The organism is uncultured Pluralibacter sp. (genome assembly GCF_913775985.1).
Taxonomy (GTDB): domain Bacteria; phylum Pseudomonadota; class Gammaproteobacteria; order Enterobacterales; family Enterobacteriaceae; genus Pluralibacter.
Map to the genome: position 1 here is coordinate 1 of NZ_CAJYMB010000131.1, position 20,972 is coordinate 20,972.

21 protein-coding genes and 2 pseudogenes are annotated in these 20,972 nt (G+C 54.9%); 15 read left to right on the forward strand and 8 right to left on the reverse strand.

The annotated features are described in order from the left end of the window. The 3 genes and pseudogenes from QZ766_RS16275 to QZ766_RS16280 all read right to left on the reverse strand — a co-directional run. Positions 1-2,446: pseudogene (locus QZ766_RS16275) on the reverse strand (hypothetical protein); the annotation flags it as partial. 150 nt (positions 2,447-2,596) lie between these two features. Then, positions 2,597-3,664 (reverse strand): annotated as a pseudogene (locus QZ766_RS23100) (ESPR-type extended signal peptide-containing protein); the annotation flags it as partial. 41 nt (positions 3,665-3,705) lie between these two features. Continuing rightward, positions 3,706-4,371 (reverse strand): hypothetical protein, encoded by a 666-nt coding sequence (locus tag QZ766_RS16280; RefSeq protein WP_297203749.1) that lies wholly within the window; start codon positions 4,369-4,371, stop codon positions 3,706-3,708. A gap of 429 nt (positions 4,372-4,800) precedes the next feature. Between QZ766_RS16280 and QZ766_RS16285 the strand changes: the two genes are divergently transcribed. From QZ766_RS16285 to QZ766_RS16305, 5 genes are all read left to right on the forward strand, one after another. Beyond that, the gene (locus QZ766_RS16285; RefSeq protein ID WP_297203751.1) at positions 4,801-5,415 is read left to right on the forward strand and encodes a helix-turn-helix transcriptional regulator; all 615 of its coding nucleotides are present in this window, start codon (positions 4,801-4,803) and stop codon (positions 5,413-5,415) included. Positions 5,416-5,525: 110 nt separating this feature from the next. Continuing rightward, positions 5,526-5,954, forward strand: coding sequence for a hypothetical protein (locus QZ766_RS16290; protein ID WP_297203753.1), 429 nt, complete (start codon positions 5,526-5,528; stop codon positions 5,952-5,954). Beyond that, positions 5,951-6,982 (forward strand): hypothetical protein, encoded by a 1,032-nt coding sequence (locus tag QZ766_RS16295; RefSeq protein WP_297203755.1) that lies wholly within the window; start codon positions 5,951-5,953, stop codon positions 6,980-6,982. The genes QZ766_RS16290 and QZ766_RS16295 overlap by 4 nt, the downstream gene beginning before the upstream one ends. Positions 6,983-7,146: 164 nt before the next feature. Further along, positions 7,147-7,377 carry a (4Fe-4S)-binding protein gene (locus tag QZ766_RS16300; RefSeq protein ID WP_297203758.1) on the forward strand — a complete coding sequence of 77 codons (231 nt, stop codon included), beginning with the start codon at positions 7,147-7,149 and terminating at the stop codon, positions 7,375-7,377. A gap of 15 nt (positions 7,378-7,392) precedes the next feature. Beyond that, positions 7,393-7,665 carry a GNAT family N-acetyltransferase gene (locus QZ766_RS16305; RefSeq protein WP_297203760.1) on the forward strand — a complete coding sequence of 91 codons (273 nt, stop codon included), beginning with the start codon at positions 7,393-7,395 and terminating at the stop codon, positions 7,663-7,665. A gap of 31 nt (positions 7,666-7,696) precedes the next feature. Here QZ766_RS16305 and QZ766_RS16310 read toward each other — a convergent pair whose 3' ends face one another. Further along, positions 7,697-8,593 carry a LysR substrate-binding domain-containing protein gene (locus QZ766_RS16310; RefSeq protein WP_297203762.1) on the reverse strand — a complete coding sequence of 299 codons (897 nt, stop codon included), beginning with the start codon at positions 8,591-8,593 and terminating at the stop codon, positions 7,697-7,699. Positions 8,594-8,689: 96 nt separating this feature from the next. Between QZ766_RS16310 and QZ766_RS16315 the strand changes: the two genes are divergently transcribed. Further along, positions 8,690-9,298 carry a short chain dehydrogenase gene (locus QZ766_RS16315; RefSeq protein WP_297203764.1) on the forward strand — a complete coding sequence of 203 codons (609 nt, stop codon included), beginning with the start codon at positions 8,690-8,692 and terminating at the stop codon, positions 9,296-9,298. A gap of 40 nt (positions 9,299-9,338) precedes the next feature. Here the strand turns inward: QZ766_RS16315 and QZ766_RS16320 are convergent, their stop codons facing one another. From QZ766_RS16320 to QZ766_RS16330, 3 genes are all read right to left on the reverse strand, one after another. Beyond that, positions 9,339-9,497: a YqaE/Pmp3 family membrane protein gene (locus QZ766_RS16320; RefSeq protein WP_297203766.1), complete on the reverse strand. Its 159-nt coding sequence runs from the start codon at positions 9,495-9,497 to the stop codon at positions 9,339-9,341. A gap of 332 nt (positions 9,498-9,829) precedes the next feature. Then, entirely contained in the window at positions 9,830-10,231 is a 402-nt protein-coding gene (locus QZ766_RS16325) for an H-NS family nucleoid-associated regulatory protein (RefSeq protein WP_297203768.1), read from the reverse strand. A gap of 288 nt (positions 10,232-10,519) precedes the next feature. Further along, positions 10,520-10,864 carry a DUF2002 family protein gene (locus QZ766_RS16330; protein WP_297203770.1) on the reverse strand — a complete coding sequence of 115 codons (345 nt, stop codon included), beginning with the start codon at positions 10,862-10,864 and terminating at the stop codon, positions 10,520-10,522. A 161-nt stretch (positions 10,865-11,025) separates the two neighbouring features. Here QZ766_RS16330 and QZ766_RS16335 point away from each other — a divergent pair, with 161 nt between their 5' ends. Further along, positions 11,026-11,352 carry a DUF883 family protein gene (locus QZ766_RS16335; protein WP_297203772.1) on the forward strand — a complete coding sequence of 109 codons (327 nt, stop codon included), beginning with the start codon at positions 11,026-11,028 and terminating at the stop codon, positions 11,350-11,352. A 30-nt stretch (positions 11,353-11,382) separates the two neighbouring features. Here the strand turns inward: QZ766_RS16335 and QZ766_RS16340 are convergent, their stop codons facing one another. Continuing rightward, positions 11,383-12,747, reverse strand: coding sequence for a PLP-dependent aminotransferase family protein (locus tag QZ766_RS16340; RefSeq protein WP_297203774.1), 1,365 nt, complete (start codon positions 12,745-12,747; stop codon positions 11,383-11,385). A gap of 74 nt (positions 12,748-12,821) precedes the next feature. Between QZ766_RS16340 and QZ766_RS16345 the strand changes: the two genes are divergently transcribed. The 8 genes from QZ766_RS16345 to proX all read left to right on the forward strand — a co-directional run bounded on the left by QZ766_RS16345 (position 12,822) and on the right by proX (position 20,843). Next, positions 12,822-13,253, forward strand: a complete 432-nt coding sequence (locus QZ766_RS16345; RefSeq protein ID WP_297203776.1) for a carboxymuconolactone decarboxylase family protein — start codon at positions 12,822-12,824, stop codon at positions 13,251-13,253. A 181-nt stretch (positions 13,254-13,434) separates the two neighbouring features. Beyond that, positions 13,435-13,677 (forward strand): glutaredoxin-like protein NrdH, encoded by a 243-nt coding sequence (gene nrdH / locus QZ766_RS16350; RefSeq protein WP_297203778.1) that lies wholly within the window; start codon positions 13,435-13,437, stop codon positions 13,675-13,677. Then, a complete protein-coding gene (nrdI, locus tag QZ766_RS16355) occupies positions 13,674-14,069 on the forward strand; it encodes a class Ib ribonucleoside-diphosphate reductase assembly flavoprotein NrdI (protein ID WP_297203780.1) in 396 nt (131 codons plus the stop codon). The genes nrdH and nrdI overlap by 4 nt, the downstream gene beginning before the upstream one ends. Continuing rightward, on the forward strand, positions 14,057-16,201 hold the full coding sequence (gene nrdE / locus QZ766_RS16360) for a class 1b ribonucleoside-diphosphate reductase subunit alpha (protein ID WP_297203782.1): 2,145 nt from the start codon (positions 14,057-14,059) through the stop codon (positions 16,199-16,201). The genes nrdI and nrdE overlap by 13 nt, the downstream gene beginning before the upstream one ends. Before the next feature lie 13 nt (positions 16,202-16,214). Beyond that, positions 16,215-17,177: a class 1b ribonucleoside-diphosphate reductase subunit beta gene (gene nrdF, locus QZ766_RS16365; protein WP_297203784.1), complete on the forward strand. Its 963-nt coding sequence runs from the start codon at positions 16,215-16,217 to the stop codon at positions 17,175-17,177. Between the two features lie 354 nt (positions 17,178-17,531). Next, positions 17,532-18,731: a glycine betaine/L-proline ABC transporter ATP-binding protein ProV gene (gene proV, locus QZ766_RS16370; protein WP_297203786.1), complete on the forward strand. Its 1,200-nt coding sequence runs from the start codon at positions 17,532-17,534 to the stop codon at positions 18,729-18,731. Continuing rightward, on the forward strand, positions 18,728-19,792 hold the full coding sequence (gene proW, locus QZ766_RS16375) for a glycine betaine/L-proline ABC transporter permease ProW (RefSeq protein WP_297203788.1): 1,065 nt from the start codon (positions 18,728-18,730) through the stop codon (positions 19,790-19,792). Before proV ends, proW begins: the two co-directional genes overlap by 4 nt. A gap of 55 nt (positions 19,793-19,847) precedes the next feature. After that, complete coding sequence (gene proX / locus QZ766_RS16380; RefSeq protein ID WP_297203790.1) at positions 19,848-20,843, forward strand: glycine betaine/L-proline ABC transporter substrate-binding protein ProX; 996 nt, start codon at positions 19,848-19,850, stop codon at positions 20,841-20,843. Positions 20,844-20,972: the final 129 nt, after the last annotated feature.

Below are 20,972 nucleotides of genomic sequence, written 5' to 3' on the forward strand. Positions count from 1 at the left end.
CGTCCTTATCTACCGTGGTGCTCAGGTTCTTGCCGCTGTAAGTGCCCGGGGTGGTCCCTTCGCCCTTCACGGTCATCGTCTCGCCCAGCTTAAAGCCGCGGCTGCCCACGTTACCCGCCAGGGTCAGCCCCTTGTTGCTCAGCTCCTCGGTAGCATTACCCAGCTGGCTGACGTTCACCGCGTCGGTCGCGTTAACGCCCGCTGCAACGTCGGTAATGACCTTGTTGCCCGCGCTGATGCCGCTGCCGGTCACGCTTGGCCCCTTGGCAATGGTCAGTCCGTCATTGTTCAGCGTGGTGTTACCCATCGCCACGGAGCCCGTTGTGCCCAGGTTCAGCGTATCAGACAGGCCAACCGTCACCGTGCCGTCCTTTTGCGCCACCGTCAGGTTGCCGTTGGACGGCTTGAAGGTCGCCTTATCACCCGGCTTGATGGTGCTGTCGGTGGTGCCGTCGGACAGGGTCCAGCCAGCGCCTGCCGTTACGCTTAGATTATTCAGCTGGTCAACGTTCACCGCGTCGGTTCCCTTCACGCCCGCTGCCACGTCGCTGATGACCTTGCCGCCCGCACTGATCCCGTCGCTGGTTACGCTCGGACCCTTGTCAATGGTCAGCCCCTTGTTATTCAGCGTGGTGCTGCCCATCGCCACAGAGCCGGTCGCGCCCAGGTTCAGGCTGTTCGCCAGGCCCACCGTTACCGTACCCTTGTCCTGCGTCACCGTCAGGTTGCCGTTGGACGGCTTGAAGGTCGCTGTATCGCCCGGCTTAATGGTGCTGTCGGTGGTGCCGTCAGACAGGGTCCAGCCCTTGTTTGCCACGTCTGATACCGTCTGCAGCTGGGAGCCGTTAATCGCGTCCGTGCTGGTCGCCGACACTACCCCGTTCGCCACGCCGATGATTTTCTTGTTTCCGGCATCGATGCCGGTGTTCTTGACGCTCGGGCCATTAGCGATGGTCAGGCCGTCGCCGTTCAGGGTGGTGCTGCTGTTGGTACCCATCGCCACGGAGCCCGCCGCGCCCAGGTTCAGCGTGTCGGACAGGCCGACCGTAACCGTGCCGTCCTTCTGCGCCACCGTCAGGTTGCCGTTCGACGGCTTGAAGGTCGCCTTGTCGCCCGACTTGATGGTGCTGTCGGTCGTACCGTCGGAAAGGGTCCAGCCAGCGCCTGCCGTTACGCTTAGATTATTCAGCTGATCAACGTTCACCGCGTCGGTGCCCTTCACGCCCGCTGCCACGTCGCTGATGACCTTGCCGCCCGCACTGATCCCGTCGCTGGTTACGCTCGGACCCTTGTCAATGCTCAGCCCCTTGTTATTCAGCGTGGTGCTGCCCATCGCCACAGAGCCGGTCGCGCCCAGGTTCAGGCTGTTCGCCAGGCCCACCGTTACCGTGCCCTTGTCCTGCGTTACCGTCAGGTTGCCGTTGGATGCCGTGAAGGTCGCTTTATCGCCCGGCTTGATGGTGCTGTCCTTGGTTGTATTCACGCCGTCGGAAAGGGTCCAGCCCTTGTTTGCCACGTCGGATACTTTCTGCAGCTGGGAGCCGTTAATTGCGTCCGTGCTGGTCGCCGACACTTCCCCGTTCGCCACGCCGGTGATTTTCTTGTTTCCGCCATCGATGCCGGTGTTCTTGACGCTCGGACCGTTAGCGATAGTCAGGCCGTCGCCGTTCAGGGTGGTGGTGCTGTTGGTACCCATCGCAATGGAGCCCGCCGCGCCCAGATCCAGGTTGTTCGCCAGGCCTACCGTTACCGTACCGCCCGCCTGCGCCATCGTCAGGTTGGTGTTCGACGGTGCGAAGGTTACGGTGTCGCCTGGCTTAACGTTGCTGGTTTTACCGGCTGCATCTGAGACGTTCCAGCCCTGATTCGCCAGGTCGGATACCTTCTTAAGCTGGGAGCCGTTAATCGCGTCCATACTGGTCGCCGTCACGTCCCCGTCCGCCACGTTGGTGATTTTCGCTTTTCCGGCATCGATGCCGGCCTTTTTCACGCTCGGACCGCCGATGATGCTCAGGCCGTCAGCGTTCAGCTTGGTGTTTCCCATTGCCACGGAGCCCGTCGTGCCCAGGTCAAGGCTGTTTGCCAGGCCTACTGTTACCGTACCACCCGCCTGTTTCACCGTCAGGTTACCGTTGGACGGCTTGAAGGTCGCCTTGTCGCCCGGCTTGATGGTGCTGTCCGTATTCACACCATCCGAAAGGAGCCAGCCCTTGTTTGCCACGTCGGATACCGTCTGCAGCTGGGAGCCGTTAATCGCATCCGTGCTGGTCGCCGATACCACCCCGTTGGCCACGCCGGTGATTTTCTTGTTTCCGGCATCAATGCCATCTTTCTTAACTCTCGGGCCGCCGGTGATTGTTAACCCGGTCTTATCAACTAATGCGTCGCCAACCTTCAGGCTACCGGCATCGGTAAGATCCAGATTGTTATTTAAGGTGACATCCATGACGCCATTATCGGTAACGCCTGACTGTTTTATTTGCAAATTACTGTTCTGAGATTTGAACTGTAATTTCCCTCCATTTTTAACAGCAACACTATTTCCTGAATCATCCAAGAAATTAAGCGAATTATCTAAAGCCAGTTCATCCATTGCCTCTTGAAAGGCATAAAGCTGAGAGCCATTTATCGCATCCGTACTTAACTTATCAACACGCCCAGCAGCAAGGCCGGTAATAGTTCGCGTCATGCCAGTGGACTTATTACCTATACTCATCGTGGATGTAGGATTAGCTCCAGCCATATCGTAATCAGTACCACGAATTTTAATTTTTGGAGTCGTGAAAATCGCATCCGTTTTTGAGTCAACCCCTAGCGCAATAGAACCTTTATAGGCTGCTTCAGTACCATAACCTAAAGCCATCGCCCCCTCAGCAGATACTGCAGAATTACCACCAATAACTACAGCATTTGGGGCAGCCGTAATGCTAGAATTACCTCCCAAAAGGACTGAATTACTAGAATCAGTGAGGGAGCTTCTACCACCAACAATAAATGCAAAATCACTTGAGTCTATGACATTTCCATAGCCTAGAATACTACTAACTGAGGTTCTTTTATTGGTTGTTTTTAATTCATTCGCAGTACCAATCATTTGAGAGTAAGTTACAGGGGCATTGAGTGAACCCGTTGCAGTATTGCCATACCCGAGAATATTAACGTCACCTGAATCCAATATTTTATTATTTGTACCGACAATAACACCTGGAGATAAATTACTATTAATAGCACCAAGGGCAGTGTTAGAAGTATCTGATGACAAAGTACGGGATATAGTGTTTTGGTTACCATAAACAACAAAATAGTAACTATATGGGTTAAGTGGTGCCCCGGCACCTGTCTTACTCATAAAGTTATTTTTTTCACCTACAACTGTAGGTTCTACCCCCAAAAAAGCATTAGATTTACCATTATAATCGAGAGTGTAACTGCCTGCATTATATGCAAATGCATTATTGCTATAACCCGAAGACATGATTACCCCTGAGATCAATACACTCAAGGCACTTACTCTAAAAAATTTATTACCCGCACAGTCAGCTACCTGCTCGGAAGGAATAAAACCATAACTTCCGCCATTTTTTCCCTTTAATGAGGTCAACTCACTCACCGGCACCAGCATCCCCTTCTGAGGATCCCAGATAAGGCTAAATACTTTATTCATAAATCATCCTAATTTATTGATACGTTTCACTTGTTAAAAACTCAGGGCAGTCCTATTTCCATCAAAGGCCTTTCCAGCGAGCCTGCAAATAATTTTGACTTATTGTTGGCTATTAATTTCTCCGCTTGGGCAGGATCCTTCATAACATACTTAATGTAACCAGCTGTGAAAAAGATAATTTCAGTAAGTTCATCGCGTTGGGCAAATGCAGATGTCGTATTAATAAAATCAGTGAATTTTTGCAAGGAGAGTTCTTCGCGGTATAACCGTGCTATCTCCCTGCGCGCAGGCGTAATGAAGATGTCAGGAAGCAGCTGCTGGCGCTCTTTACCTGCAGGAAGTTTTCCTTTGTCCTTGGTGTACAGCAAAGCCAGCCACAAGGATGCATATTCCCTGTCGGAATTAGTGCCGTTTTTTTGGATCTGCGTAAAATACCCCCACACCTGATCCAGCCTGTTTAAGGCATAAAGATTAATGGCTGAGGGGACTGTCGGGGTATCATCCGGATGTTTTCGCTCATAAATATCGTACATCTTTCGCGCGGCTAAAGAGCTGCCATTAAGATCGAGGTTTTCGGCCTGTCTTAAGATATTAAGATCGGCCGCGGTAGATGCGCCTGAGGCACAAGCTACCCTGCTTAGGGCTAATGCACTGAGCAGGCATGCAGTAAGCAATATCAGACGATGACGTCTCACTGGTGTATCCATACCAGATTCTCCTGAAATCCGTAAGCGTGTTAGATACTTACTTTGAGCTGCGTATTATTCACTTTTTGAGAAAAAAATAACCAAGGACTTTTCTTACAATGTAATCACAAATATTAATAAAATGTTAATTAAATAATTCATTACTCGGCATACCAGTTAAAACTTTTGTTACTTAGCTGTAATACGTTAGACATCAGACGAAACAACGAGAGGCGAAAACTTAAATTTTTTATTAAAAAAAATAATAGGATTTTTCTTAATAAATGGTACCTATCCCATTGAGTGAGTGATAAATCAGTGTTAAGAATATTCACCCTGACAATAACGCTACACGCACGTGAGAAAGGGGTTATTTTGACCCAAAGTTGACGAATGGCTTAAGACCGTTGGAAAAGCCATAAATGGATTTATCACAGCTAAAGGAATACCATGATGTCGCATATTAGCCACCACCAGAGTTACGCCCAGCCGCGTTATCAAAACTTTGTACATTTTAGTAAAGATATTGAAAACACCACCCGCTGCGATCTTGATTTACAGATAAAACTATGGCCAAACGATAATCATATGCTGCGAAATGGGATTATGACGCTGGCAGCCAGCGGCCGAATGCATCATTCCGTTGAAAAAATAATCTTTGTCGATTTTAATGTTGCTAATCTGAAAATCTTTCTTAATACACACTGGGCCAGCCAGTTCCGCGATTACAAAATTGTGTTAATCTGCGATCGGCATATGCTGGCGCTGGCAACATTTTGGTTTTATCACCCGCTGTACTCAAAAATAATCTCAGCGATCATCTTTACTTTTGACAAAATCGATGCCGTTGGCAAAAAAATTGACGCAGTTCTGGATGGCAAATCCGTTCCTCCGGCCAGAAGTATCTTAAGATTGTCTTTTACAGAATTTTTAATTTTGCAGCTCATTTCTCTCGGGGTAAAGATTAAAGAGATTGCCTATCAGTGTAACTATAATGCAAAAACTGTTTATACCTACAAAAACAGAATCGAGAGAAAAATGAACATCCGGTTGCCCAAAGCTTAGTTTCACACATTAAAAGCATCTTTATCTTTAAAGCATTTATCTTAGATGAGTGAGTTTAAAGAATAATTACTATCATTTACCATGCTATAGCTGGAAAAGGTTTTAATGAAATGATTTTGCATCAACTGCGCCATATCGGCCTTATCAGCCTCCTGACAACACCGTTATTTTTTGTCAGCGGCTGTGAGCATAATTATAAAAGGAATAGTATCAGCCAGGGCTCAGATACTAATATATCACTTCCTGTTTCCAGCCAAACAGAAGCCGGAGTATCTAATGAGCCGGATCGCGTTAGCCTATGTCAGAAAGAGCTCACTTCGCTGAAAAAGATCAATCCGATGATTTATGCCAGCAAAAAAGCCTCGTTTGATGAACTGGTGCGCAACGCGTCCGTTTATACATCTGTCCGCAGCGATATTGATGTACAAACTAAAAGCACGATGGATGCATTATATAAATACAAAACGAATCAAATTTGCGATCAAATTCAGCGGGCAGTGATGGCAGTCTTAATTAGCCGAGGAGAAAGCGTGAAATGAGTAAGCAAGCGTTGAGAAACCGTTTTTTTTTTGCCCTGACGTTGCCGCTCAGCGGGGCGCTGTTCTATCCTGCGGCACAGGGCAGCACGGATGAGCAACAAACTTTAGCTCTGCTGCAGGCCATTAATAACCAAAAAATAGATGCTCCGGCTTTTATCCGTTTAACCGGTGCCGCGTCACCTCAGACGTCGTACGCAAAAGACGAGGTATCGTCCCGGCCTGAAACATTTTTACAACCGCTACCCGCCGACATACCCCGCGGTGCCCGGCAACATAATATATTACCTGGGGCGCGTATGCCTGAGCAAAAATCCAGGCCCGCAGGTCAATACACCGCCCTGGAGGCGGAGAGAAATCAGCTAAAAAAAACGCTGACCAATACCAGGAAGAAAAACAGAGAGCTGCAGCAGGCTATCGCATCCCAGCGTATGGCGTCGCATAACAGTGAAACCACATCGCTTAAACAGCAGCTTCTGGATGAAAAAAAGCGACATCGGGGCCAGATAGAGGAACTTAATCTTGCGCTTAAAAGCAGCCACAAAAAAATCGACAGCTTGCAGTCGCAGTTAGCGATCGCAAAAACCACCGGGGAAGATAACAGCAAAATCCTGCTGGCAGAGAGCCAAAAACAGGTGAAGGCGCTACAGCAACAAGTCGCGCTGTTAATGCGCAAGCATGAAGATAGAAAAAGCAAGGTAGCCACAACGAGCAGCACGGAGGAAATTAAGGTCCAAAAACTGGTTGCCGCACTGGCGGTGAGCCAGCAAAAAATCAATGAGCAAGGCAAACGACTCGCCCCTGCTGTTGCAGCTAAACCTAATGAAAAGGAAAAAATGGCCAAACTGGTAGAGAAAATCGCAACACTATCCGCAAAGACGGAGCAACAAGATAAAGAGCTGACTCAGGCAAAGCAGGCGCTCACCGCCAGCCAAACAAACGTAGAGAAACTTCGCCGACAGCTCATCGCCATAACGCAAAAATTTACCGTGATGCGGCGAGGAGATACCCCTTCTCTGGAGTCGCAATAGAATAATCCCTCCCTTCGTGATAAGCACCGATACAACGCTTTTCCGCAGTGCAGTTGGCTTTAGTGGCGGTAAAACGCCACTCTTTTTTGCCGTTGGCCCTTCACTATGACTAAAATAATCTGGGTATTAGCATCAAGCTATAAACAGAAAAACGAGACAATGTCGTGGATAAAGCATTAACTGAAGCAGGCTACCGGTGCTATACCGGCGAAAAGATCGACGTCTATTTCAACGCGGGCGTATGCCAGCACGCGGCGAAATGCGTCAAGGGCAGCAGCCAGCTGTTTAACCTCAAGCGCAAGCCGTGGATCGCGCCCGACAGCGTGGACGTGCAAACGGTGCAGCGCATCGTTGATACCTGCCCGAGCGGGGCGCTTAAATATCGACTCAAATAACTTTCCGGGGGAAAGATGGAGATTCTTGAAGGCACCAACCGTTTTTATGTTAACGACGCCGACGGCAACCAGGTGGCAGAGATTGTTTTTGTGCCAACCGGCGATAATCTTTCCATCATCGAGCATACCGAGGTCGATCCCAGCCTGAAGGGCCAGGGCGTGGGTAAAAAGCTGGTGGCGAAAGTGGTCGAGAAGATGCGCGGCGAAAACCGCAAAATCATTCCGCTCTGCCCGTTCGCCAAGCACGAGTTCGATACCACACCGGCGTACGCGGATATTCGCGCGTAGCCCATGCCGCGGCGCGCCTCGCGCCGCGGTATCAGTTGAGTCTCTGTTGCGCGATGGCGTCCTGCAGATGGGAAATAAAGCCGCTCAGCTTCGGCAGCGGCCGCAGATCCTGACGCCAGAGCAGCGTTATCGGGCGCGGTGCGGGCAGATGATCATCCAACACCCGTACCAGCCGCCCGCTGTCCAGTTCTTCCCGCACCAGGATCTCCGGCTGCAGCAGCAGTCCGGCCCCGGCCAGCGCCGCCATTTTTAGTCCTAATCCATCGTTGCAGCTAAGCACCGGATCCCGCCGCCAGGCGCCGGCGTCGTCGCTTCCCGCCATCCGCCACTCGGTGCGCTGATTCCAGACCATATGCGACAGACAGCGGTGGTTAGGAAGCTCTTCCGGCGATTGCGGAATACCGAAGGCGCTCAGGTAGGACGGCGCGGCGCAAATCACCATCCGGTAGAGGCAAAGCGGCTTTGCCACCAGCCCGCTGTCGTGCAGATCGCCGATACGCACCGCCAGATCGATGCCCTCCTCCAGCAGGTTCACGACCCGGTTGCTGAGATCGAGATCGACCCGCACCTGCGGGAAGCGCGTCAGAAAGGTCGCCACCGCTGGCGCGATGGCGCAGGCGCCGAAGGTGGCGGGCGCGCTGATGCGCAGCCGCCCGGCCGGTTCGGCGCGTAGCCGCTCGACGGAGGCATCCGCCGCCGCGACCTGCTCCAGCACCCGGCGGCACTCTTCAATATAAACCCGCCCGGCGTCGGTCAGGCTCTGGCGCCTGGTGTTGCGCTCCAGCAGGCGCACCCCGAGCTGGCGCTCAAGCTGAGTAATGTATTTTCCGACCATCACCGCCGACATATCCAGCCGCGCGGCGGCATCGGTAAAGCTGCCTGATTCCACCGCCGCCACAAAAACGGCCATTGCGCGAAGCTTATCCATATTGCGAACCTGTGATTAGAGATGATTTAACTCTACGCTACTTTATCGCATAAATAATTAGGAGAAGAATAGCCTGACCAACACGAGGAGATGATGATGAGAATAGCGATTATAGGTGCCTCCGGCACGCTGGGCCGCGCGGTGCAGGCTGAACTGGCCAAAAATCCGCAGCACGACATTATCTGCGTCGGTCGTCATCACGGCGATCTGCAGGTAGATATTACCGACGACGCCAGCGTGGACGCGCTGTTTGCTAAAACCGGCAGGCTGGATGCCATTATCGCCACCACCGGCAACGTCTTTTTCGGGCCGCTGGAGAGCATGACCGCGGAAGACTTTAACAGCGGCCTGCAGGATAAGCTGCTGGGGCAGGTGCGCCTGGCGCTGAAGGGCCAGCACGTGCTGAACGACGGCGGCTCGATCACACTCACCAGCGGCATTATCGCCGATGCGCCTATCGCCCAGGGCGTCAACGCCACGGCGGTGAACGCCGGGCTTGACGGCTTCGTGCGCGCGGCAGCGTGCGAACTTCCCCGCGGGATCCGCATCAACCTGGTGAGCCCGACCATGCTCAGCGAGTCGGAAGAGGCTTACGGATCGTTTTTCCCCGGCTTCGAAAGCGTGCCGGCCGCCAGAGCGGCCATGGCCTTTCGCCGCAGCGTGGAAGGGGTGCAGAGCGGACAGGTCTTTAAGGTAGGCTATTAAGCAATTCGGGGCGCCTTGTGGCGCCCCGAATGTTTCCAAATCAGCTGCGGGTCTGAATCCAGAATGCGTGGATAAGACCGGGAATATAGCCCAGCAGAGTCAGCAGAATATTGAGGAAAAACGCCCCACCTAATCCTTTGCCGATTAACACGCCCAGCGGAGGAAGAATGATAGTAATAAGTACGCGCCAAAATCCCATAGTGACTCCATGTAATAATAATGAAAAATAGTTGCTACGGGATTAAGCATAGCGCGGCTATCGCCGCTTGCCAGCGGATGAATCTGCTTTACTTGATTTTACTGATGGGAGCTTAATACCGCAGCGCGGCTATTTAAGAAATATCTTATCATTATTTCAGGTATACCAGCGGGCAGCGTCGAACACTGAAAAGCGCATCCGCGACGCGGGGAAAGGTGCGGAGATATTTACAATAAAGAGGGATGGTGGCGTTTCAGTCTGAAAGCTCTACGGCAGCAGTTAACGAGGAGTAAAAAAAGGTGAGGGATTAACCTCACCTGATTGTTGATGGGTTAAATCAAAAAGTCGTCCAGCGTTTTACCGCTGGCGATAGCATCGGCAATCGGTTTTGGCGTACGGCCCTGGCCGGTCCAGGATTGCTCATTGCCGCTGGCGTCAACGTAGCGGTATTTCGCCGGACGCGGAGCGCGCTTGCGGGGGGTACTTTTTTTGGTGCCGGTGGTGGCGACCAGCTCGTCAGGTGCGATACCGTCGGCCTGCATCAGCTCAAGCAGCTCGTTGATTTTTTCGCGTTTTTTCTGTTCTGCTTCGCGAACTTCCGATTCTTCAGCACGCTTTTCTTCAGTCACATTCCTGAGTTTTTCCAGCATTTCTTCAAGAACGTCAGTGGAGAATTCTCGCGTGGCCGCACGCAGCGTGCGGATATTATTAAGCTTGTGCAATATGAGAGACATATATTATTTATATCCTTTAGGCCAGTGAATATGAGAAAGCATAAAGCCTATTATATTTAAATAACAGGCTTCAAACTTTGTTTTTTATCACAAACGCACAAATAGCAAATAAATATACCCTAAATAATTCGAGTTGATTGAAGGCGGCAAGAGTGTGAATCCCCGGGAGCTTACTGTAGTAAGTGACCGGGGTGAACGAACGCAGCCAACGCACAAGTAGCTTGAAGTATGACGGGTATAATATGGAAAAGAGGAAAATGCCCGACTGGCTAATCGCCAGCCGACGGCCTAATGACTTTCGCCATAAAGCCCGTGTAAAAAGCGCTCCAGCGCCATGCGCGAGCTGAAGCCGTGGGGGATCCCGTAATGTTCTTCGGCATTACCGCCTAAATAAAGCGGAAACTGCTGATAATGATCGCTGGTTTTAATATCCGATGCAGGTTCAGCCAGCATATTACTGCGCTCTTTCAGCGACGGATGAATAATCAGGGCCGTACGTCCCATTCGCGCCTCGCGGTTGACGTAGACATAGTTTTCACCGCGGCGATAGCCGTAAGCTCTCTGGGTCACTTCATCAATGGTAAATCCCGCCTTCTCAAGAACGCGCGCCACCTCATCTGGTCGTAAATACATATTTTTTCCTCGTTATCCTCAACAGCTGGGCCACCTTACCGTATTCAGCATTAGCACCGCTTTCAGAAAATTCCATAAACAGTGCATAAAGACGTGATTTGGCACAGCAGAAGAGAAATCTGTTCTAGACTTATTTGTACAATTAATCAGTGGAGGATCCTATGTTTAACAAATTCAGCCGCAATGACGTTGCCGACAGCGCAGACGATATTCAGAACGAAGTTAGCCAGCTGGCGGACTCCCTTGAGGCGGTATTGAAATCCTGGGGCAGCGACGCCAGCGATGAAGCCGATGTGGCAAAACGCAAGGCTAAAACGCTGCTGCGCGAAACCCGCGCCCGCCTCAACGGCCGCTGCCCGGCCTCGCAGGCAGCGCGCGACGCGGCGGGCTGCGCCGGCACCTACGTGCGTGAAAATCCGTGGCAGACGCTCGGTGTCGTGGCCGCTATCGGCGTTTTTGTTGGCGCGCTGGTCACTCTGCGCCGCTAAGTACTGCCGCCCCGCCGCGCTGGCGGGGCACTATTCTTCTGACATTGCCGCAATCAGTTTTTCCGCCAGCCTCTGCGCCATCTGCGCATCTGCAATATTAGTAAATCCCATCAGCAGCGCCCCCGGCCCGTTCGATACTAATCGCCAGTCGCTCAGCGCCTGTACCGCCAGCCCCGCTTCCCGACCGCGCGCCGCCAGCGCCCGATCGCTGCCGCTCACCGGCATCATCAAGTGAAGACCGCCTGCTCCCGGCGCGGTGGGATAACCCAGTCCGGCCAGCGCCTGCACGAGCCACTCCCGCCGCCGGGCGTAGTGCTGGCGCATTTTCTTCAGGTGCCGCCAGAAGTGGCCCTGGTTAATAAAGTCCGCCAGCGTCTGCTGAACCAGCGTCGGCACCGTGCAGGCTGCCAGCCGCGCCTGCTGCTCAAAACAGTCCACCAGCGGCTCCGGCACCACCAGCCACCCGCTGCGCAGGGCCGGAAACAGTGATTTACTGAACGTGCCGGCGTAAATAATCCGCTGCGGCGCATCGAGACTCTTCATCGGCGGCAGCGGCCTGCCGCGATAGTGAAATTCGCTGTCGTAGTCATCTTCAATAATCCAGGCCTGACGCCGCGCGGCCCATGCCAGCAGCTGTCGCCGCCGTGGCAGCGACAGCGGTACGCCGGTGGGACTCTGATGCGCCGGGGTGACCAGCACAAAGCGGGCATCGGGCGCGGTGCGCATCCCCGCGTCGACGTCCAGGCCGTCATCATCCACCGGCACCGGGCACAGCGTCAGGCCGCGCCCGGCAATCTGCGGGCGGATCAGGCGATAGCCGGGATCTTCCATCCAGATCGCATCCCCGGGCCGGGCCAGGGTATCGAGGATCAGCGCCATGCCAGCGGCGTATCCGCTGGTGACAAACACCTGCTCCGGGCGGCATTCGATACCGCGTGAAAAGAGCAGATAGTCGACAATCGCACGGCGCAGTTCAGGATCGCCCGCCGGATCGCCGGGGGCGAGATCGGCGCGGGTTTGCACCCGCAGCCGCCGCCCCATCATCCTTGCCCACAGCGCACGCGGGAACAGGTCAAGGCCCGGCAGACCAAGCTGAAACGGCAGTGGCGCGCTTTTAACTACTGCCGACCGGGCCGTATCGGCGCGCGGCGCGCCAGCGGTGAGCCGGTCGCTGATGAAGGTTCCCGCCTGACCTCTGCGCTCAAGCCAGCCCTGCGCCACCAGCTCGCCGTAGGCGGCCTCCACCGTCGCGCGGGAGACGCCAATTTCCCGGGCGTAGACCCGGCTGGCGGGCAGGCGCTTGCCCGGGGCCAGCTCGCCGCTCTCAATGGCGGCCTTCAGCCGCCTCGCGATTTGCCGGTACAGCGGTACGGCTGCGCTGTTTATGGTCTGCATTTTTATCCACAATATGGCTCTCAGTAGCAGTCCATTATAGTGCTACAGTGGCGCAACACTAAGTGGAGGAAAGTATGAATACGTTACGCCAGCCCTATAACGAACTGAGCCCGGAAGCCTACGCCGGATTTTTACAGGCCAAGAGCGCGCTGGATAAAAGCGATCTCGACCCCGAGCTGGTGGAGCTCGTTTATCTGCGGATTTCGCAGATAAACGGCTGCGCGTTCTGCCTTGAGATGCACAGCCGGGCGCTGCGCAAGCGCGGGGTGGATCAGGTGAAGCTGGACGAGCTGGCGGGATGGCGCGTCAGCCACCGCTTCTCGGATCGCGAGCGCGCGGCGCTGGCCTGGGCGGAAGATCTGACCGACATCACCCGCACCCGGGCAGAAGATGCGGTTTATCAGCCGCTGCTGGCGCATTTCAGCGCCCGGGAGATAAGCGATCTGACGTTCGCCGCCGGCCTGATGAACGCCTTTAACCGCCTGGCCATCGGTATGCGCCAGTAATATTGCCGTAAATGCCCGCCCCCTGCGGGTTGCACCGCAGGGGAAAAATTCCGCCAAAAAATCTATATATTGTATGGTTGAGTTTTACATCAACTACATCTAGTATCTCCTACCAAGACACACGACAACGGCAAGCGCTATTTTTGCGCCTTTATTGTCATTTTAAACGGAAATGCGAATCATGATCATTACTATTTACACTCGAAACGACTGCGTGCAGTGCCATGCCACCAAAAGAGCGATGGAGTCCAGGGGCGTTGCGTTTGAAATGGTGAATATCGACCATCATCCGGACGCTGCCGATACCTTACGCGCCCAGGGCTACCGCTCGCTGCCGGTGGTGGTGGTCGGTGAGACCAGCTGGAGCGGCTTTCGCCCGGATATGATTAACCGCCTGCGCCCGGATGCTGCGGCCAGCGCATGAGCGGGCTCGTCTTCTTCTCCAGCAGTTCCGAAAATACCCTGCGCTTCGTCGAGCGCCTGGGGCTGCCGGCGACGCGTATTCCGCTCGACGAGAAGGCACGCATTAAAGTTAACGAACCCTATATTTTGATCGTGCCGAGCTACGGCTTTGGCGGCACCGCCGGGGCGGTTCCCCGCCAGGTGATCCGCTTTTTGAACGATCCCGACAATCGCGCCCTTATTCGCGGCGTGATTGCGTCCGGAAACCGTAATTTCGGTGAAGCTTACGGGCGCGCCGGAGACGTCATCTCGCAAAAATGCGGCGTGCCCTGCCTTTATCGGTTCGAACTGATGGGAACCCCGCGCGATATCGATAATGTGCGACAAGGAGTAAGCGAATTTTGGCAACGATAACCGCAGAGCGCGTCACGCAAAGCGCACCCGACTACCACGCCCTGAATGCGATGCTAAATCTGTATGACAGAGACGGCCGCATCCAGTTTGAGAAAGACGCCGAGGCGGTCGCCGCCTTTATGAGCAGCCACGTGCGCCCCAACACGCGCACCTTCGCCAATCAGGATGCCCGCCTCGACTGGCTGCTGGCGGAGAACTATTACGATCCAAAAGTGCTGGCCCGCTACGCCCGCGCCTTCGTGGTGGATCTGTTCGCCGAAGCCCACGCCAGCGGGTTTGTCTTCCAGACCTTTCTCGGCGCGTGGAAGTTTTACACCAGCTATACCCTAAAGACCTTCGACGGCAGAGAGTACCTTGAGCATTTCGAAGACCGCGCGGTAATGGTGGCGCTGACTCTGGCCCAGGGCGACGAGACGCTGGCCCGGCGGCTGACGGACGAGATGCTCTCCGGCCGCTTCCAGCCCGCCACGCCAACCTTCCTCAACTGCGGCAAGCAGCAGCGCGGTGAGCTGGTCTCCTGCTTCCTGCTGCGCATTGAAGACAATATGGAGTCTATTGGCCGGGCGGTGAACTCTGCCCTGCAGCTCTCCAAGCGCGGCGGTGGCGTGGCGTTCCTGCTCTCCAACCTGCGGGAAGCGGGCGCGCCGATCAAGCGCATCGAAAACCAGTCTTCCGGCATCATTCCGGTGATGAAAATGCTGGAGGATGCCTTCTCCTACGCTAACCAGCTCGGCGCGCGCCAGGGCGCGGGCGCGGTCTATCTCAACGCGCACCACCCGGATATTCTGCGCTTCCTCGACACCAAGCGCGAAAACGCCGATGAGAAAATCCGCATTAAAACCCTTTCTCTTGGCGTGGTTATTCCGGACATTACCTTCCAGCTGGCGAAGGCCAACGCGCAGATGGCGCTGTTTTCCCCCTATGATGTGGAGCGCCTGTACGGCAAGCCTTTCGGCGATATCGCCGTTAGCGAGTGCTACGACACGCTGCTGGCGGACGATCGGGTGCGTAAAACCTTTATCAGCGCCCGGGACTTCTTCCAGACCCTGGCCGAGATCCAGTTCGAGTCCGGCTATCCGTACATCATGTATGAAGACACGGTTAACCGCGCCAGCCCGATAGCCGGGCGCATCAACATGAGCAACCTGTGCTCGGAGATCCTGCAGGTTAACAGCGCCTCGACCTACGATGAGAATCTGGACTACGCCGACGTTGGCCGGGACATCTCCTGCAATCTGGGATCGCTGAACATCGCCCGCACCATGGACTCGCCGGACTTCGCCGGCACGGTGGAAACCGCAGTGCGCGGGCTGAGCGCGGTGTCCGACATGAGCCACATCCGCTCGGTCCCCTCCGTCGAAGCGGGCAACGCCGCCTCGCACGCCATTGGCCTCGGGCAGATGAACCTGCACGGCTATCTGGCTCGGGAGGGCATCGCTTACGGCAGCCCGGAAGGGCTGGACTTCACCAACCTGTACTTTTACACCATTACCTGGCACGCGCTGCACACCTCGATGCAGCTGGCCCGGGAGCGCGGCGAGCGCTTTGCCGGTTTTGCCGAGTCGCGCTACGCCAGCGGCGAGTACTTTAAGCAGTATCTGGAAGGCGACTGGCAGCCGAAGACCGCGCGGGTGCGCACCCTGTTTGCCGATGCCGGCGTTCAGCTTCCGGACCGCGCGATGTGGCAGCAACTGCGCGATGACGTGATGCGCTACGGCATTTACAACCAGAATCTGCAGGCGGTGCCGCCTACCGGCTCTATTTCCTATATCAATCACGCCACGTCGAGCATCCACCCGATTGTGTCGAAAATAGAGATCCGCAAAGAGGGCAAAATCGGCCGCGTGTACTATCCGGCACCGTTTATGACCAATGACAATCTGGCGCTCTATCAGGACGCCTACGAGATTGGCCCGGAAAAAATCATTGATACCTACGCCGAAGCCACCCGCCACGTGGATCAGGGGCTGTCGCTGACGCTGTTCTTCCCGGACACCGCCACCACCCGCGACATTAACAAAGCGCAAATCTATGCCTGGAAAAAGGGCATCAAGACGCTGTACTACATTCGCCTGCGCCAGATGGCGCTGGAAGGCACCGAAATTGAAGGCTGCGTGTCCTGCGCGCTGTAAGGAGAACGGAAACATGAAACGCCTGACGCGTATCAGCGCCATTAACTGGAACCGCCTTGAGGATGATAAAGATCTGGAGGTCTGGAACCGCCTGACCAGCAACTTCTGGCTGCCGGAAAAAGTGCCGCTGTCTAACGATATTCCCGCATGGCAGAGCCTGAGCGCCGCCGAGCAGCAGCTGACCATTCGGGTGTTTACCGGGCTGACGCTGCTGGACACCATTCAGAATACGGTGGGCGCGCCGGCGCTGATGCCGGATGCCATTACGCCGCACGAAGAGGCGGTGATGTCGAACATCGGCTTTATGGAAGCGGTGCACGCCCGCTCCTACAGCTCGATTTTCTCGACCCTTTGCCAGACCAAAGACGTGGACGCCGCCTATGCGTGGAGCGAGGACAATGCCCCGCTCCAGCGCAAGGCCAGCCTGATGCTGGATCACTATGCCGCCGACGCGCCGCTGAAAAAGAAAATCGCCAGCGTGTTTCTGGAGTCGTTCCTGTTCTATTCCGGCTTTTGGCTGCCGATGTACTGGTCGAGCCGGGGCAAGCTCACCAACACCGCCGATTTAATTCGCCTGATCATCCGCGACGAGGCGGTACACGGCTACTACATTGGCTATAAGTTTCAGCGCGGGCTGGAAAAAGAGTCGCCGCAGGTGCGGGAGGAGATTAAAAACTTCGCCCTCGATCTGCTGATGGATCTCTATGACAACGAGCTGGCCTACACCGAAGCGCTGTACGCCGGCAGCGGCTGGGAGGACGAGGTGAAGGCGTTCCTGTGCTACAACGCCAACAAGGCGCTGATGAACCTCGGCTACGAAGCGCTGTTCCCGGCGGAGATGGCGGAAGTGAATCCGGCGATTTTGAGCGCCCTGTCGCCCAACGCCGATGAAAACCACGACTTCTTCTCCGGTTCCGGCTCCTCCTACGTGATGGGCAAAGCGGTGGAAACCGAGGACGAAGACTGGAATTTTTAATTGTCAGCTGCGGGGAGAATATATTCTGATATTCTCCCCGAATTATCTTTACATATTTAACTGCTACCCTGAAGATATCCGGCTGAATACAAGCCGCTTTTTTTCTTAAATTTCACCGTCTGCACCACTCTTTTTCCTCTCTTCGCCGATTTATTTTTCATAAAAATAGCCATTCTCACATCATCAGAAATGCCTGCTGTGAAGGGATATTTAGGCCACTTCTTGTCAAAATTGCCAACAACAATCTGAAACTGAGGGTTGTCTCAGATTCTGAGTATGTTAGGGTATCGCCAGTCAATTATTTACACTGGATACTTTATCGACTCTATAAAATAACAGGAATCACGTTATTGCATGGCAATTAAATTAGAAGTTAAAAATCTCTATAGAATATTCGGCGAGCATCCACAGCGCGCTTTTAAATATATCGAGCAAGGCCTGCAGAAAGATAAAATTCTGGAGAAAACGGGTCTCTCCCTCGGCGTTATAGACGCCAGTCTGACCATTGAAGAAGGCGAGATATTTGTCATCATGGGGCTCTCCGGTTCCGGCAAATCCACCATGGTACGCCTTCTCAATCGCCTGATTGAACCCACCCGCGGACAGGTGCTGATTGACGGCATCGACATTGCCAAAATATCCGATGCGGAACTTCGCGAGGTGCGCAGAAAAAAGATTGCGATGGTCTTCCAGTCATTTGCGCTAATGCCACACCTGAACGTATTGGATAATACGGCATTCGGCATGGAGCTGGCCGGAATATCCGCATCGGAGCGCAGGGAAAAAGCGCTGGAGGCACTAAAGCAGGTTGGTCTGGAGAATTATGCGCAGTCCTATCCGGATGAATTATCCGGCGGAATGCGGCAGCGTGTTGGCCTGGCCCGGGCATTAGCGATTAACCCCGATATATTACTGATGGACGAAGCTTTCTCAGCTCTCGATCCGTTAATTCGTACCGAAATGCAGGATGAACTGGTTAAATTACAGGCCCGTCACCAGCGCACCGTGGTATTTATTTCCCACGATCTGGATGAAGCCATGCGCATCGGCGACCGGATTGCGATTATGCAAAATGGCAAGGTGGTTCAGGTCGGCACTCCGGATGAAATCCTGAATAATCCGGCTAACGACTACGTGCGTACCTTTTTCCGCGGCGTCGATATTAGCCAGGTATTCAGCGCCAAAGATATTGCCCGCCGCCAGCCTGCCGGGCTTATTCGTAAAGCGCCGGGTTTTGGCCCGCGATCGGCGCTGAAGCTGCTCGAGGATGCGGACAAGGATTACGGCTACGTGATTGAGCGCGATAACAAATTTGTCGGCACCGTGTCTATTGATTCCCTGAAGGCCGCTCTCGCCGCAGAGCAAAGCATTGAGGGCGCCCTGCTTGCCGAGCCGCTTGCGGTTGACGGGCAGACGGCGCTGAGCGAGCTGCTGTCCCACGTTGGGCAGGCACCCTGCGCGGTGCCGGTTATCGACGAGCAGCACCAGTATCTCGGCAGCATATCCAAGCGCGTGCTGCTGCAGACCTTAGATCGCGAGGGGGCAAAACAGTGACCGATCAAACTAATCCGTGGGCAACGCCCGAGGCGGCAGACGCCGCGCCGCAGTCCGCCGATGCGTGGGGCTCTTCCGCACCGGCACCCGCCGACGGCGGCGGGGCCGACTGGCTGACCAGCGCCCCGGCACCGGAGCCGGAACACTTTCATTTTCTCGATCCGTTTCACCGGACGCTGATCCCGCTCGACCGCTGGGTTACGGAAGGCATTGACTGGGTAGTCACCCATTTCCGTCCGGTATTCCAGGGCATTCGGGTGCCGATTGATTATATCCTGAGCGCCTTCCAGCAGCTGCTACTGGGGATGCCTGCGCCGGTAGCTATCCTGGCCTTTACGCTTATTGCCTGGCAAATCGGCGGAGCCGGTATGGGGGTTGCCTCACTGATTTCGCTGATCCTGATCGGCGCCATCGGCGCGTGGTCGCAGGCAATGGTAACTCTGGCGCTGGTGCTCACCGCGCTGCTGTTCTGCATGATAATCGGTCTGCCTCTGGGCATCTGGCTGGCCCGCAGCCCGCGAGCGGCGAAGATTATCCGCCCGCTGCTGGATGCGATGCAGACTACGCCAGCCTTCGTCTATCTGGTGCCTATTGTCATGCTGTTTGGCATCGGCAACGTGCCGGGTGTGGTGGTAACCATTATCTTCGCGCTGCCGCCTATCGTGCGCCTGACGATCCTCGGCATTAACCAGGTGCCCGCCGATTTAATCGAGGCGTCCCGCTCCTTTGGCGCAAGCCCGCGCCAGATGCTGTTTAAAGTGCAGCTGCCGCTGGCGATGCCAACCATTATGGCCGGGGTGAATCAGACCCTGATGCTGGCGCTATCAATGGTAGTGATCGCCTCGATGATTGCCGTCGGCGGGCTGGGACAGATGGTGCTGCGCGGCATCGGACGCCTTGATATGGGGCTCGCCTCCGTGGGCGGCGTCGGCATTGTGATCCTCGCGATCATTCTTGACCGCCTCACCCAGGCCGTAGGCCGCGATGCCCGCAGCCGCGGCAACCGCCGCTGGTACACCTCCGGCCCCGCAGGGCTTATCACCCGCCCTTTCATTAAATAAAACGATGCGGGCCCGCAGCCGGGCCTGCAAAGTCCTCTATTAATAAGGAATAACGATGCGATACAGCGTACTTTTTGCGACCGCGTTTGCCACGCTTGCCACCGCCAGCACCTTTGCGGCAGAGCTGCCGGGTAAAGGCATCACCGTTAAGCCCCTCCAGAGCACTATTTCCGAAGAGACGTTCCAGACGCTGCTGGTCAGCCGCGCGCTGGAGAAGCTCGGCTACAGCGTCGATAAGCCGGGGGAAGTGGACTACAACGTCGCCTATACCTCGATTGCAGCCGGCGACGCAACCTTCCTCGCCACCAACTGGCAGCCGCTACACGACGATATGTACGCCGCAGCGGGCGGTGACAATAAGTTTTACCGCAAAGGGGACTACGTTACCGGCGCGGCCCAGGGCTATCTGATCGATAAAAAAACCGCCGAGAAGTACCACATCACCAACTACGAGCAGCTTAAGGATCCCAAAATCGCCCGCCTGTTCGACACCAACGGCAACGGCAAGGCTGACCTGACCGGCTGTACGCCGGGCTGGGGCTGTGAGGCAGTGATCAACCACCAGATCGAGGCATACGGCCTGAGCAATACCGTGGTACACAACCAGGGCAACTATGCGGCGATGATGGCCGATACCATCACCCGCTTTAAAGAAGGCAAGCCGGTGCTGTATTACACCTGGACGCCGTACTGGGTCAGCGACGTGCTCAAGCCGGGCAAAGATGTCGTCTGGCTGCAGGTTCCCTTCTCCTCCCTGCCGGGTAATCAGAAGGGCATTGACACTAAGCTGCCGAACGGCATGAACTTCGGCTTCCCGGTGAACACTATGCATATTGTTGCCAATAAGGCCTGGGCGGCTAAAAATCCGGCCGCGGCAACGTTGTTCTCGGTGATGAAACTGCCGATTGCCGACATCAACGCGGAAAATGCCATGATGCACAGCGGCCACGCCTCGGAAGCGGATATCAACAATCACGTTGACGGCTGGATCAAGGCCCACCAGCAGCAGTTTGACGGCTGGGTGAAGGCGGCGCTGGCAGCACAGAAATAATTTTTACTCGCCTTTTGATGATAAGGGGAACCGGCCGCGGCTCCCCTTTTGCTCCTGGTTCCACCGGTCGTTAATCCCCTGCCCGCCTGCCGGATATTTTTCGCACAATCTGACACATAACACTTTTTC

What these genes read in the sequence shown, in the direction of transcription:
- QZ766_RS16280 (WP_297203749.1), bottom strand. Translation starts at nt 4,371, where the DNA reads ATGGATACACCAGTGAGACGTCATCGTCTGATATTGCTTACTGCATGC.
- QZ766_RS16285 (WP_297203751.1), top strand. Translation starts at nt 4,801, where the DNA reads ATGATGTCGCATATTAGCCACCACCAGAGTTACGCCCAGCCGCGTTAT.
- QZ766_RS16290 (WP_297203753.1), top strand. Translation starts at nt 5,526, where the DNA reads ATGATTTTGCATCAACTGCGCCATATCGGCCTTATCAGCCTCCTGACA.
- QZ766_RS16295 (WP_297203755.1), top strand. Translation starts at nt 5,951, where the DNA reads ATGAGTAAGCAAGCGTTGAGAAACCGTTTTTTTTTTGCCCTGACGTTG.
- QZ766_RS16305 (WP_297203760.1), top strand. Translation starts at nt 7,393, where the DNA reads ATGGAGATTCTTGAAGGCACCAACCGTTTTTATGTTAACGACGCCGAC.
- QZ766_RS16310 (WP_297203762.1), bottom strand. Translation starts at nt 8,593, where the DNA reads ATGGATAAGCTTCGCGCAATGGCCGTTTTTGTGGCGGCGGTGGAATCA.
- QZ766_RS16315 (WP_297203764.1), top strand. Translation starts at nt 8,690, where the DNA reads ATGAGAATAGCGATTATAGGTGCCTCCGGCACGCTGGGCCGCGCGGTG.
- QZ766_RS16320 (WP_297203766.1), bottom strand. Translation starts at nt 9,497, where the DNA reads ATGGGATTTTGGCGCGTACTTATTACTATCATTCTTCCTCCGCTGGGC.
- QZ766_RS16325 (WP_297203768.1), bottom strand. Translation starts at nt 10,231, where the DNA reads ATGTCTCTCATATTGCACAAGCTTAATAATATCCGCACGCTGCGTGCG.
- QZ766_RS16330 (WP_297203770.1), bottom strand. Translation starts at nt 10,864, where the DNA reads ATGTATTTACGACCAGATGAGGTGGCGCGCGTTCTTGAGAAGGCGGGA.
- QZ766_RS16335 (WP_297203772.1), top strand. Translation starts at nt 11,026, where the DNA reads ATGTTTAACAAATTCAGCCGCAATGACGTTGCCGACAGCGCAGACGAT.
- QZ766_RS16340 (WP_297203774.1), bottom strand. Translation starts at nt 12,747, where the DNA reads ATGCAGACCATAAACAGCGCAGCCGTACCGCTGTACCGGCAAATCGCG.
- QZ766_RS16345 (WP_297203776.1), top strand. Translation starts at nt 12,822, where the DNA reads ATGAATACGTTACGCCAGCCCTATAACGAACTGAGCCCGGAAGCCTAC.
- nrdH (WP_297203778.1), top strand. Translation starts at nt 13,435, where the DNA reads ATGATCATTACTATTTACACTCGAAACGACTGCGTGCAGTGCCATGCC.
- nrdI (WP_297203780.1), top strand. Translation starts at nt 13,674, where the DNA reads ATGAGCGGGCTCGTCTTCTTCTCCAGCAGTTCCGAAAATACCCTGCGC.
- nrdF (WP_297203784.1), top strand. Translation starts at nt 16,215, where the DNA reads ATGAAACGCCTGACGCGTATCAGCGCCATTAACTGGAACCGCCTTGAG.
- proV (WP_297203786.1), top strand. Translation starts at nt 17,532, where the DNA reads ATGGCAATTAAATTAGAAGTTAAAAATCTCTATAGAATATTCGGCGAG.
- proX (WP_297203790.1), top strand. Translation starts at nt 19,848, where the DNA reads ATGCGATACAGCGTACTTTTTGCGACCGCGTTTGCCACGCTTGCCACC.